General features: G+C 74.2%; 12 protein-coding genes. 7 read left to right on the top strand and 5 right to left on the bottom strand.

What is annotated here, in order from left to right; all coding sequences use genetic code 11:
- Nucleotides 1-34: 34 nt before the first annotated feature.
- A complete protein-coding gene (locus tag ABUL08_RS01105) occupies nucleotides 35-481 on the bottom strand; it encodes an SRPBCC family protein (RefSeq protein WP_242793314.1) in 447 nt (148 codons plus the stop codon).
- A gap of 188 nt (nucleotides 482-669) precedes the next feature.
- On the opposite strand from ABUL08_RS01105, the gene ABUL08_RS01100 reads away from it, so the two are divergent.
- From ABUL08_RS01100 to gltX, 3 genes are read left to right on the top strand one after another with little or no spacing between them, the layout of a single operon-like run.
- Entirely contained in the window at nucleotides 670-2,001 is a 1,332-nt protein-coding gene (locus ABUL08_RS01100) for a GH1 family beta-glucosidase (protein WP_350933742.1), read from the top strand.
- Nucleotides 1,998-3,275 (top strand): MFS transporter, encoded by a 1,278-nt coding sequence (locus tag ABUL08_RS01095; protein ID WP_350933741.1) that lies wholly within the window; start codon nucleotides 1,998-2,000, stop codon nucleotides 3,273-3,275. Before ABUL08_RS01100 ends, ABUL08_RS01095 begins: the two co-directional genes overlap by 4 nt.
- A 46-nt stretch (nucleotides 3,276-3,321) precedes the next feature.
- A complete protein-coding gene (gltX, locus tag ABUL08_RS01090) occupies nucleotides 3,322-4,731 on the top strand; it encodes a glutamate--tRNA ligase (protein ID WP_350933740.1) in 1,410 nt (469 codons plus the stop codon).
- A 316-nt stretch (nucleotides 4,732-5,047) separates the two neighbouring features.
- On the opposite strand, the gene ABUL08_RS01085 is transcribed toward gltX, so the two are convergent.
- Nucleotides 5,048-5,614, bottom strand: coding sequence for a copper resistance CopC family protein (locus ABUL08_RS01085; RefSeq protein WP_350933739.1), 567 nt, complete (start codon nucleotides 5,612-5,614; stop codon nucleotides 5,048-5,050).
- A gap of 260 nt (nucleotides 5,615-5,874) precedes the next feature.
- Here ABUL08_RS01085 and ABUL08_RS01080 point away from each other — a divergent pair, with 260 nt between their 5' ends.
- Entirely contained in the window at nucleotides 5,875-6,543 is a 669-nt protein-coding gene (locus ABUL08_RS01080; RefSeq protein ID WP_350933738.1) for a hypothetical protein, read from the top strand.
- Nucleotides 6,544-6,567: 24 nt separating this feature from the next.
- On the opposite strand, the gene ABUL08_RS01075 is transcribed toward ABUL08_RS01080, so the two are convergent.
- From ABUL08_RS01075 to pyrE, 3 genes are all read right to left on the bottom strand, one after another.
- Entirely contained in the window at nucleotides 6,568-7,494 is a 927-nt protein-coding gene (locus ABUL08_RS01075) for an NADP-dependent oxidoreductase (protein ID WP_350933737.1), read from the bottom strand.
- Between the two features lie 36 nt (nucleotides 7,495-7,530).
- Nucleotides 7,531-7,857 carry a hypothetical protein gene (locus ABUL08_RS01070; RefSeq protein ID WP_350933736.1) on the bottom strand — a complete coding sequence of 109 codons (327 nt, stop codon included), beginning with the start codon at nucleotides 7,855-7,857 and terminating at the stop codon, nucleotides 7,531-7,533.
- 148 nt (nucleotides 7,858-8,005) lie between these two features.
- A complete protein-coding gene (gene pyrE, locus ABUL08_RS01065; protein WP_350938425.1) occupies nucleotides 8,006-8,548 on the bottom strand; it encodes an orotate phosphoribosyltransferase in 543 nt (180 codons plus the stop codon).
- Here pyrE and ABUL08_RS01060 point away from each other — a divergent pair.
- The 3 genes from ABUL08_RS01060 (at nucleotide 8,547) to ABUL08_RS01050 (ending at nucleotide 12,240) form a co-directional block, all read left to right on the top strand.
- Nucleotides 8,547-9,887: a PucR family transcriptional regulator gene (locus ABUL08_RS01060; RefSeq protein WP_377522824.1), complete on the top strand. Its 1,341-nt coding sequence runs from the start codon at nucleotides 8,547-8,549 to the stop codon at nucleotides 9,885-9,887. The genes pyrE and ABUL08_RS01060 overlap by 2 nt on opposite strands.
- A 117-nt stretch (nucleotides 9,888-10,004) precedes the next feature.
- The gene (locus ABUL08_RS01055) at nucleotides 10,005-11,177 is read left to right on the top strand and encodes an acyltransferase domain-containing protein (RefSeq protein WP_350933734.1); all 1,173 of its coding nucleotides are present in this window, start codon (nucleotides 10,005-10,007) and stop codon (nucleotides 11,175-11,177) included.
- A 118-nt stretch (nucleotides 11,178-11,295) separates the two neighbouring features.
- The gene (locus ABUL08_RS01050) at nucleotides 11,296-12,240 is read left to right on the top strand and encodes a beta-ketoacyl-ACP synthase III (protein ID WP_350933733.1); all 945 of its coding nucleotides are present in this window, start codon (nucleotides 11,296-11,298) and stop codon (nucleotides 12,238-12,240) included.
- Nucleotides 12,241-12,277: the final 37 nt, after the last annotated feature.

Below are 12,277 nucleotides of genomic sequence, written 5' to 3'. Positions count from 1 at the left end.
CATCGTCATCGCGGGCGACGCCGGGACGGGCCGGTCAACCGACGGCGGCCAGGTCGGTCAGCCGGGCCAGCGAGTCCTCCAGGTCGGCGCCCACCCGACGCAGGCCGAGCCGGAGCAGGGCCGCCTTGACCGGCCCGGCGGGCCAGCGTACGACGATGAGCCGCACGACGGTCCCGCCCTCCTCCTCGTCCGGGGTGAGCTGTACGTAGATCTCGGTGCGCGCCTCGGCGCGGGCACCAGCCCCCTTGGCCCGCTCGCGCCAGCCGATCAGGGTGGGCTCCTGGTAGGCGATCACCTCGGCCTCGTGCGCCGAACCGCGCCCGGCCTGGACGAGCTGCCGTCGGCCGAAGCCCTCCCCGGAGAGGACCTCGGCCGCGCGGACCCCCGCCAGCCAGGCCGGCAACTGCTCGGCCCGCTGGACGACGTCCCAGACCACTTCCATCGGCGCCATCACGTGCGCACTGCGTTCCACGAGGATCATTTCTGTCTTTCCCCCACTAAGGACACATCCGCGATATTCCGCACTGTATGCGGTAAATCGGACTTACCTGGACGGGTTCCGCAAAGACACGCCGAAAACCCTTGCGCCAGCGGTCCTCGCGGGCCTATGGCGTATCGGCGGCACGCCCCCTAGAGTCCCGAACACGCTTCGCGTTTCTGGGAGGGCGAATGACCACCGCGTCGATGCCGGAGTTCCCCACCGGGTTCCGCTGGGGGGTGTCCACCTCCGCCCACCAGATCGAGGGCGCGGTCGACGCCGACGGCCGGGGACCCTCCATCTGGGACACCTTCGCCCACACCCCCGGCCGGATCGCCGACGGCAGCACCGGCGACGTCGCCTGCGACCACTACCACCGGTACGCCGAGGACGTCGCCCTGCTGGCCGGGCTCGGGGTGTCCGCGTACCGGTTCTCGATCGCCTGGCCCCGGGTGCAGCCCACCGGCACCGGGGCGGCCAACGCAGCGGGGCTGGACTTCTATGACCGGCTGGTGGACGAGCTGCTCCGGCGGGGCGTCGACCCGGTCGCCACCCTCTTCCACTGGGACCTGCCGCAGGCCCTGGAGGACGCCGGCGGCTGGCTCAACCGGGACACCGCCGCCCGCTTCGCCGAGTACGCGGACCTGGTCGCCGCCCGCCTCGGCGACCGGGTGAAACTCTGGATCACCCTCAACGAGCCGTTCATCCACATGAGCCTCGGGCACGGGATGGGCATGCACGCCCCCGGCCGGATGCTGCTCTTCGACGCCTTCCCGGTGGCCCACCACCAGCTCCTCGGGCACGGGCTCGCGGTGTCGGCGCTGCGGGCCCGCAGCAGCAGCCCGGTGGCGATCGCCAACAACTACTCCCCGGTCCGGCTCGCCGGCGACACCGCCGCCGACCGGGCCGCCGGGGCGGCGTACGACGCGCTGCACAACCGGCTCTTCACCGACCCGCTGCTCGGGCTCGGCTATCCCGAGGAGCCGGGCTTCGATCCGGGGGTGGTCCGGGACGGGGACCTGGACGTGATCGCCGCCCCGATCGACGTGCTCGGGGTGAACTACTACAACCCGACGGGCATCCGGGCGGCCGAGGAGGACTCCCCGCTGCCCTTCGAGATCGTCCCGCTCGACGGCTGGCCGCGCACCGCCTTCGACTGGCCGGTCGTCCCGGACGGGCTGCGCGAGCTGCTCGTCGGACTCCGCGACCGGTACGGCGACCGGCTCCCGCCGATCCAGGTGACCGAGAGCGGCTGCGCCTACGACGACGTGCCGGACGCCGACGGCCGGGTGCACGACCCCGAGCGGATCGCCTACCTGGACGGACACCTGCGCGCGGTCCGCGAGGCGATCGACGCGGGCGTCGACGTGACCGGGTACTTCGTCTGGTCGCTGCTGGACAACTGGGAGTGGGCCGAGGGGTTCACCAAGCGGTTCGGGCTGGTGCACGTCGACTACCCGTCGCAGCGGCGTACCCCCAAGTCGTCGTACGCCTGGTTCCGGGACGCGGTGGTCCGGCGGTGACCACGGTGGACCCGACGCCGGCGTCGTTGCCGGCGGCACTCGCCGAACCGACCGTGCCGGTCCGGCGGAGCTGGATCGCGCTGATCTTCGCGGCCAACCTGGGCGTCTGGATGGCCTTCTTCACCCCGATCCAGGTGCTGCTGCCGCAGCAGGTGGAACGGATCGCGCCGGGCGACAAGGAGGCGATGCTGGCGGTCGTCACCGGGCTCGGCGCGCTCGCCGCGGTGCTGGCCAACCCGCTCGCCGGGGCGCTGTCGGACCGGACGGTCATCCGGCTCGCCAACCGGCACCTCGGCCGGCGGCACGTCTGGACCGCCTCCGGCGCGGTGCTCGGCGCGGCGGCGCTGGTGCTGCTGGCCCGCCAGGACACCATCGCCGGGGTGGCGCTGGGCTGGGTCGCCGCGCAGGTCTGCTTCAACGCGATGCTGGCCAGCCTCACCGCCGCCATCCCGGACCGGGTGCCGGTGGCGCAGCGCGGCGGGGTCTCCGGCTGGGTGGGCATCCCGCAGGCGCTCGGCCTGGTGCTCGGCGCGGTCCTGGTCACCGCGCTGGTCACCGGCAACGCCGCCGGGTACGCCGCGATCGCCGCGGTGATGCTGCTGCTGGCGCTGCCGTTCGCGCTGCTCACCGCCGACGACCCGCTGCCGCGCGAGCACCGGTCGGCGTTGCGGCTGCGCGGGCTGCTCGCCTCGCTCTGGATCAGCCCGCGCCGGCACCCCGACTTCGCCTGGGCCTGGTTCACCCGGTTCCTGGTCCAGACCGGCAACGCGCTGGGCACCCTCTACCTGCTGTACTTCCTCACCGACGGGGTGCGGGTCGCCGACCCCGAGGGTGGGCTGCTGGTGCTGATCCTGCTCTACACGGTCGGCATGATGCTCACCGCCGTGGTCGCCGGTCGGCTGTCCGACCGCTCCGGGCGGCGCAAGGTCTTCGTGATCACCTCGGGGTTGATCATGGCGGTGGCGGCACTGCTGCTCGCCGTCGCGCCGGTCTGGCCGATGGCCGTCGTTGCGGCGCTGCTGCTCGGCGCCGGCTACGGCGTCTATCTGGCGGTGGACGCGGCGCTGATCACCCAGGTGCTGCCGGCCGCGACCGACCGGGCCAAGGACCTCGGCGTGATCAACATCGCGAACTCGGCGCCGCAGGTGCTCGGGCCGGCGCTGTCGGCCCCGATCGTGGTCCACCTCGGCGGCTATCCCACCCTCTACGCGGTCACCGCCGCGGTCACCCTGCTCGGCAGCGCCCTGGTCCTCAAGATCCGCTCGGTGCCCTGACCGGCCCCCTCGGTAATCCGCTGGGCGGCGGCCGTAGGCTGGGGGCGTGACGGTACGTGTACGCTTCGCCCCTTCCCCGACCGGTATGTTCCACGTCGGCGGCGCCCGCTCGGCCCTGCAGAACTGGATCTACGCCAGGCAGCAGGGCGGGGTGTTCGTGCTCCGCATCGAGGACACCGACGCGGCCCGCAACAAGCCCGAGTGGACCGAGGGCATCCTGTCGGCGCTGGACTGGATCGGCATCGAGCGCGGCAGCTACGAGGGCCCGTACTTCCAGTCGTCGTATGCCGGGGAGCACCGGGCCGCCGCGCAGCGGCTGCACGACGCCGGCCGGGCGTACTACTGCGACTGCACCCGGGAGGCCGTGCAGGCCCGCACCGGCTCCCAGTACCAGGGCTACGACGGCTTCTGCCGCGACCGCGGGCTTGAGGCCGGCGAGGGGCGGGCGCTGCGCTTCCGTACGCCCGACGAGGGCGAGACCGTGGTGGTCGACCTGATCCGCGGTGAGCCGACCTTCGAGAACAAGCTGATCGAGGACTTCGTCATCGCCCGGGGCGACGGGTCGCCGGTCTTCCTGCTGGCCAACGTGGTCGACGACATGACGATGGGGATCACCCACGTGATCCGGGCCGAGGAGCACCTGCCCAACACCCCGAAGCAGCAGCTGCTCTGGGACGCCCTCGGCGTCAAGCCGCCGGTCTGGGCGCACGTGCCGGTGGTGGTCAACGAGAAGCGGCAGAAGCTCTCCAAGCGGCGGGACAAGGTCGCCCTGGAGGCGTACCGGGACGAGGGCTACCTCGCCGGCGCGATGCGCAACTATCTGATGCTGCTCGGCTGGGCGCCCTCCGGCGACCGGGAGATCGTGCCCTGGTCGGTGATCGAGGACGAGTTCCGGCTCGAGGAGGTGAACCCCTCCCCCGCGTTCTTCGACGAGAAGAAGCTGCGCGCGTTCAACGGGGAGTACATCCGCGCCCTGCCGGTCGAGGAGTTCGTCGCCGCCTGCCAGCCCTGGCTGACCGGCACCGACACCATCGCCCCGCCGCCGTGGCAGCCGGAGGAGTTCGACGCCGCCGCGTTCGCCGCGGTCGCGCCGCTCGCCCAGACCCGGATCGCGGTGCTCAGCGAGATCGTGCCGAACGTCGACTTCCTCTTCCTGGCCGACCCGCTGATCGACGAGGCGGCGTGGGCCAAGGCCATGAAGGAGGGCGCGGCCGACCTGTTGGACGCGGCCGTCGCCGCGTTCGAGGCGTTGGAGTCCTGGGACGCCGAGACGCTGAAGTCCACGCTGGAGGCGGTCGGCGCCGAGCGCGGCCTGAAGCTCGGCAAGGCGCAGGCCCCGGTCCGGGTCGCGGTCACCGGCCGCACCGTCGGGCTGCCGCTCTTCGAGTCACTCGAGGTGCTCGGCCGCGAGCGCACCCTGACCCGGCTGCGCGCCGCCCGGGTGCGCCTGGTCTGACCCCGACATCCGCAGGGCCCGCCGGTCAGCCGGCGGGCCCTGCGTCGTACGCCGGCGGTAGTGCCCCGGACGGCGGCGGTCGCGGCCCCGGACAGCGGCGGTCGCGGGCCCGGACAGCGGCGGTCGCGGGCCCGGACGGCGGCGGTCGCGGCCCCGGACGGCCCGAGACAGGGGTCTCCGTGCCGCCTTTGCTCTGCAGCCCTCCACGCATCACCGGCGCGCCACCCGGGTGCTGCGTCCATGGCTGCAGAGCAAAGGGCCCGTGGGGGTGGGTCGGTCCGGTGCCGGGTTCGACCGGCGACCCGAGTGGAAGGGGTCAGCGACGACCGGCGCGGCGACGGCGCAGCAGCAGCAACCCCGCAGCCAGCGCGACGATCACCACGCTGAGCGCCCACCACCATCCGTTGCTACCGGGGTCGTCCGCCGTGGATGCGGCTGGCGAGGGGCCGGTGGCGGTGGGTGGCGGTGTGGCCGGCGCCGCGCTGGCTGAAGATGGACTGGTCGCCGAGGTGCCCGCGGAGGCGGTGGCGGATGCCCCGGTGGTCAGGGTGAAGGTGAGCTGGCCCCGCACCGGGTGACCGTCGGTCGAGCCGACCTGGTACGCCACCGTGTAGACGCCGGACGGACCGGCGACGAAGGGCACGCTCACCCGGTTGCCGGCGAAGGTCGGTGTGCCGGAGGCGGCAGCGTTGTCCGGCCCGGTGACTGTGATCTTCGTCGTATCGGGGGACGGGGTGGCGAGGAAGCGGAGTTCGATCCGCTTCGGCGCCGTCGCCAGCCGCGCCCCGTCGCGGGGATTGCTGCCGGTCAACGAGTTGTGTGCCGCCGCCGGTGCGGCCGGCAACGCCAGTGACACGCCGAGCGCCACCCCCAGAACGGTCATCCAGGTACGCGCCACGCGTCCGGCCCTGCCCCCCATGCACGCCTCCGTAAAGGTACGATCCGGCCGCTGATCAACGGTCCCAAGTTAGTCGGGCGCAGATCGCAGATAGTTCCAATTACTCTTCCAGCAGCTGCAACCCAGCGACGTTCTGCGGAGTCTTTGAGGTGGGCACCCGGTGTACGGGCACGACCACCGCCGTCGGCCGGTCAGCGTGTCACCTGCAGTGGAAGCCACCCATCGAACGGGGCGAGGAGGCGGCGATGGTCCGAAGGGTGAAGCGTCTGGTGGCCGCGGTGACGGGCGCACTGATCGCCACCGCCTGCTCACTGGCACTGGTCGGCGCGGCACCGGCCCGGGCTGCCGGCAGCACCGCGCCGAAGCCGCCACCGGCCGGGGTGGACATCACCGGCGACCGGCTCGGCCAGCCGCTGCGGCTGCGCCCCGACACCCACCCCGCCGAGGTGGTCGCGGTCATCGACCAGGTCAGCTGGCTCGGCAGCACCGGGCAGCAGCGCGGGCCCGCCGCCGACAGCCTCGGTCCGAAGTACACCATCGTGGTGCTCGCCGGTGACGCGCCCCGGTCGACGTACGACCTCTACCCGCTCGCCAAGGGCGGACCGCGGGTCTACCGGCCGGCCCGGCAGCCCGGCGCCACCCGGGCCAAGGCCGGCTGGTTCTTCGGCCGGCTCAACATGTCCGAGACGCTGCGGACCGCCGGGGTGCCGCTGGAGCGGCAGTTCGACACGGTCACCGGCGGCGTCGGTGGCGGCGAGCGGGTCATCCCGGAGGACAGCCTGGACCCGGCGCGGGACATCGACGAGGTGCTCGGCGAACTCCAGCGGCTGCTGCTGCTCAACGTCGGGGTGATGCTCGTGATCACCTTTGGACTCGCCGGGATCGCCCTGCTCATCCGGCACCGCACCCACTGACCCGGCCGCCGGGCGGGACGACGGTCAGACCTCCAGCACGACCTTGCCCCGGACGTGCCCCTCGGCCACCAGCTGCTGCGCCGGCCCCGCCTCGGCCAGCGGAAACGTCCGCGCCACGTGCACCGTCAGCCGGCCGGCGTCGACCAGCCCGGCCAGCATGCTCAGGTCCGCCGTGGACGGCTTCACGAAGAGATAACTCCCGCCCAGCCGGGTGACGTGTTCCGGGTCGGCGGTCGAGACCAACCGGGCCGGGCGGGTCAACAGCTCGGCCGACACGTCCAGCGCCTCGCCGCCGAAGAGGTCCAGCGCCACGTCCACCCCGTCGGGCGCGACCGCGCGGACCCGGTCCAGCAGGCCGTCGCCGTAGCTGACCGGCTCGGCGCCCAGCGACCGGACGAAGTCGTGGTTGGCCTCGCTCGCCGTCCCGATCACCCGGTCCGCGCCGAGCGCCCGGGCCACCTGCACCGCCAGGTGCCCCACCCCGCCGGCGGCCCCGTGCACCAGCACGGTGTCCCCCGCGCCGGTCCGGGCCGACTGCAACGCCTGGTAGGCCGTCAGCCCCGCCAGCGGCAGCCCGCCCGCCTCGGCCCAGGACGCCCGCACCGGCTTGTCCGCGAGGGTCCGCTCCGGGGCCGGCACCAGCTCCGCGTACGTGCCGTGCTGGACGTCGTCGCGCCGGACGTACCCGATCACCTCGTCGCCCACCGCGAAGCCGGTCACCGCCGGCCCGACGGCTTCCACCACGCCCGCGGCGTCCCAGCCGGGCACCAGCGGGAAGTGGGTCGGCATGGCCCCGGCCAGATGACCCTCGCGCACCTTCCAGTCGACCGGGTTGACCCCGGCGGCGCGCACCCGCACGAGCACGGTGTCCGGGCCGACGGGCGGGTCGGGAAGCTCCCGGAGGGTGAGCGCGTCGGCCGGGCCGTACGCGTCGATCGCGATCGCCTTCACCCTGCTCACGCTAGTCGCCCGGCGGCGTCCGCGTGGTCAGCACCAGCGACGTGGCGGCCTTTCCCGGCGGATCGTCCGGGTCCGCGGCCGGACCGCGCCGTGCCGGTGCGCGCCGGCCCACCCGGCCAGCTCGCTGCGGCAGCCCTGCGGGGGCGTCACCGCCGACACCAGGGGCTCCTGGTCCCGCTGGCGGGGCACCGGCGCGTCGTCCTCGGCGCGCTCCGCCACCCACCCGGCGGTCGGCTCGGCCGGATGTGTCACACCGGTCGACCGGCGGGGGTGCTTGCCGGCCGCCCCCTGGTCGTGGCCCGGCCGGCAGGGCTCGCCCTGGGCGCAGCCGTGCTCGGCCTCCCCGTGCGCCATCCCGGTCTCCTCACGCTCGCACCGCCCGTGGGGCAGGTCGCCCCCACGTGCCCTGACACCGTACTGGCCGGTCCGGACGGGCTCTGCGGCGCGTACCGGGTCGGCCGGCGGACGCGACCGGTCCGGGACCGGCCGGGTGCGGACGCGCTCAGCCGGCCCGGTGGGCCTCCAGGTCGGCGCGGGTGAGCAGGGCGCGCAGCGTGATGCCGTGCGCGGCGAGCGCCTCCCCGCCGCCCTCGGCGCGGTCGATCACGCAGAGCGCGTGGTCGATGCGGGCACCCAGCTCACGGAGCTGACCGGTGGAGATGACCACCTGACCACCGGAGGTGACCACGTCCTCCACCACCAGCACCCGGCGGCCCGCCACCTCGGCGCCCTCGGCGAGCCGGGCGGTGCCGTACGGCTTGGCGGTCTTGCGGACGAAGGCGCACGGCAGCCCGACGTGCCGGGCCAGCGCGGTGACCACCGGGATGCCACCCATCTCCAGGCCGGCCAGCACCTCGGTGTCCGGTGGGACGAGCGCGGCCAGGCCGGCGGCGACCCGGTCCAGCAGCACCGGGTCGGCCTCGAACCGGTACTTGTCGAAGTACTCGTCGGCCACCCGGCCGGAGCGCAGCACGAAACGTCCGGTCAGCCGGCAGGTGGCGTCGATCTCCCGGGCCAGCGCGGCGGTCCCGTGATCGGTGTGGATGTCGGTCACGGGAGGACATTCTCACCGGCCGGGGGTCCCGCGTCGAGCCGCCTCCCGCCGACAGCCGGACCTCGGCGTTCCGGCGCAGGTCAGGACATGTCAGGCTGGAGCGGTGAGCGAGCCGGGCGCGAGCGACCTGTCGGCCACCCTCCGCCGGATCGAACGGGCGGCGGGGGCGCTGGCGACCGCCAGCGTCTCCCGGATGGACGAGAGCCTGCCCTGGTTCCGGTCCCTCCCCGCCGACCAGCGTTCCTGGGTCATGCTGGTAGCGCAGGCCGGCGCGCGGTCACTGGTGCAGTGGCTGCGCGAGGGCGGCGGCACCGCGGACAGCACCCAGGAGGTCTCCGACGAGGTCTTCGCCACCGCCCCGCAGGCGCTGGCCCGCTCGATCAGCCTCCAGCAGACGGTGGCGCTGATCAAGGTGACCATCGACGTCGTCGAGGAGCAGGTGTCGCACCTGGCGGCGAAGGGCGAGGAGCAGCAGCTGCGCGAGGCGGTGCTGCGCTTCTCCCGGGAGATCGCCTTCGCCGCCGCCCGGGTCTACGCCCGCGCCGCCGAGTCGCGCGGCTCGTGGGACGCCCGGCTCCAGGCGCTGCTGGTGGACGCGCTGCTGCGCGGCGACTCACCGGACGTGCTGGCCAGCCGGGCCGCCGCGCTGGGCTGGCCGGACGCCCCGCCGGTCGCGGTGGCGGTGGGCCGCTCCCCCGGCGGCGAGGTGGCCGCCGTGCTGCACACCGTCTACCGGCAGGCCCGGCGGATCGGGGTGGAGGTGATCGGCGGGGTGCACGGCGACCGGCTGGTGATCGTGCTCGGCGGGGCGGCCGAACCGATGGCCGCCACGGAGAAGTTGCTCACCGCGTTCGGGGACGGGCCGGTGGTGGTGGGGCCCGCCGTACCCAGTCTGGACGAGGCGACGGAGTCGGCGCGGGCCGCGCTGGCCGGGTTCCGCGCGGCGCCGGCCTGGCCGACCGCGCCGCGCCCGGTGCCGGCCGCGGACCTGCTGCCGGAGCGGGCCCTGGCCGGCGACGCGGAGGCCCGCCGCCGGCTGCGCCACGACGTGTACGCCGCCCTGACCCGGGCCGGCGGGGAGCTGCTGGAGACGCTGGACGCCTTCTTCGCCGCCGGGGGCACGCTGGAGAGCGCCGCCCGCGCCCTGTTCGTGCACCCGAACACGGTGCGGTACCGGTTGAAGCGGGTGGCGGAGGTGACCGGCTTCTCCCCGCTCACCCCGCGCGACGCGTTCGCGCTCCAGGTGGCGCTGACGGTGGGCCGGCTGGACCCGATCGTCCCAGTGGTGCCACCAGCCCCGAACCAGACACCGACCCCAGGCGTGCGATGAACGTCACAGACCGGTGACGACCGCCGCCGATTTTTGTGGGAACCCGACAACTCTTCTAGTGCGGTTTGGTGGCGCACGCTACAGCGCGACCGGTGAGTATCCGTCAGAGTCATAGACGTGCTCGCCGTACTCTCACCCGGCCAGGGTTCCCAGAAGCCCGGCTTCCTCACTCCCTGGCTCGACCTGACCGGCACGGAGGCGCGCCTGCGCTGGTGGTCGGCGCTGGCCGGCGTCGACCTGGTCCACCTCGGCACGGAGGCCGACGCCGAGGAGATCAAGGACACCGCCCGGACCCAGCCGCTGCTGGTCGCCGCCGCGCTGCTGGCCGCCGAGCACCTGCCGATGTACGACGTGGCCGTGACCGCCGGGCACAGCGTCGGCGAGCTGGGCGCCGCCGCGCTCGCCGGGGTGCTGCCGGCCGAGGCGGCGATCACCCTCGCCGGGGTACGCGGCCGGGAGATGGCCGCCGCCTGCGCGCTGGAGCCCACCGGCATGGCCGCCGTGCTCGGCGGCGACGCCGACGAGGTGCTGGCCACCATCGAGAAGCACGGGCTGCACCCGGCCAACCGCAACGGCGCCGGGCAGATCGTCGCCGCGGGCGCGATCGACGGGCTGGAGAAGCTCGCCGCCGAGCCGCCGTCCCGGGCCCGGGTGACCCGGCTCAAGGTGGCCGGCGCCTTCCACACCCCGTACATGGGCCCCGCCGAGGCGGCGCTGGCCCGGGTCGCGGCCGGGATCACGCCGGGCGACCCGGTCCGGATCCTGCTGTCGGACCTGGACGGGTCGGCCGTCAACCACGGCCGGGAGATGGTGCAGCGGCTCGTCCGCCAGGTCACCGCGCCGGTCCGCTGGGACCTGTGCATGCGCACCCTGGCCGACCTCGGGGTCACCGGCGTGATCGAGCTGCCGCCCGCCGGCACCCTGGCCGGCCTGCTCAAGCGGGAGCTGAAGGCGACCGGGGTGCCCGAGATCGTCACCCTGAACACCCCCGACGACCTGCCTGCCGCCCGGGACCTGATCGCCCGGCACAGCGGCCTGCGCGGCCACGAGCCGGTGGTCCAGTTCCGGGTGGTGGTCTCCCCCGCCGCGGGCACCTTCCAGCCGGCCGCCGACCTGGCCGAGGGCGCCGACCTGCGCACCGGGCAGATCATCGGCCAGGTGGCCACCCGGCAGGGGCCGGTCGAGGTCACCGCGCACGACAGCGGGCTGCTCACCGAGTGGCTCGCCCACCACGACGACCCGGTCGCCCCGGGCCAGCCGCTCGCCCGGATCGGCGGGGCTGCCCTGTGAGCGCGAGGAGTGAGCCGGTCCTGCGAGCCCCGCAGCCGCGAACGAAGACCAGCCCGATGACCGCGCGGAACGAGCCGTCCTGCGGGTCCCGCAGTCGGAGAACGAAAGGCAGGCACTGATGGCCGGCAGCAGGATCCTCGCGATGGGGCACTACCAGCCGTCCCGGGTGGTCACCAACGACGACATCGCCCAGCTCGTCGAGACCAACGACGAGTGGATCCGGGACCGGGTCGGCATCGTCACCCGCCGGATCGCCGGTGACGAGACGGTCGCCGACATGGCCACCGCCGCGGCCGGCAAGGCGCTGGCCAACTCGGGGCTCACCGCCGCCGACATCGACCTCGTCGTGGTCGCCACCTGCACCTCGGTCGACCGCAGCCCCAACGTGGCCTGCCGGGTCGCCGCCAAGCTCGGCATCACCGCACCCGCCGCGTACGACCTCAACACCGCCTGCTCGGGTTTTGCGTACGCGCTGGGCACCGCGGACCACGCCATCCGGGCCGGTGCGGCCCGCAACGCGATCGTCATCGGCGCGGAGAAGCTCTCCGACTTCACCGACTGGACCGACCGCTCCACCTGCATCATCTTCGGTGACGGCGCCGGGGCGGCGGTGGTCACCGCCGCCGCCGACGACGAGCCGACCGGGATCGGCCCGGTGGTCTGGGGCTCCGCGCCGGAGAAGAGCGACGCGGTCCGGATCGAGGGCTGGCGGCCGTACATCGCGCAGGAGGGGCAGTCGGTCTTCCGCTGGGCCACCACCGCCCTGGCCCCGCTGGCGCTGCAGGCCTGCGAGCGGGCCGGGGTCGCCCCGAGCGAGCTGGCCGCGTTCGTGCCGCACCAGGCCAACGCCCGGATCATCGACGGCATCGCCAAGCGGCTGAACATCCCGAACGCGATCATCGCCAAGGACATCGTCGAGTCGGGCAACACCTCCGCGGCGAGCGTGCCGCTGGCCCTGTCCAAGCTGGTGGAGCGGCGGGAGGTGCCCTCGGGCGCCCCGGTGCTGCTCTTCGGCTTCGGCGGCGGCCTGACCTACGCCGGTCAGGTCGTCCGCTGCCCCTGAGGACCCGGTCCGGCTCCGGCCGTACCGCACCGCCATC

This window comes from Micromonospora sp. CCTCC AA 2012012 (assembly GCF_040499845.1).
Lineage (GTDB): Bacteria > Actinomycetota > Actinomycetes > Mycobacteriales > Micromonosporaceae > Micromonospora > Micromonospora mangrovi.
Note: the sequence above shows the minus strand (reverse complement) of the source record. Positions and strands in the feature narration are given on the sequence as shown.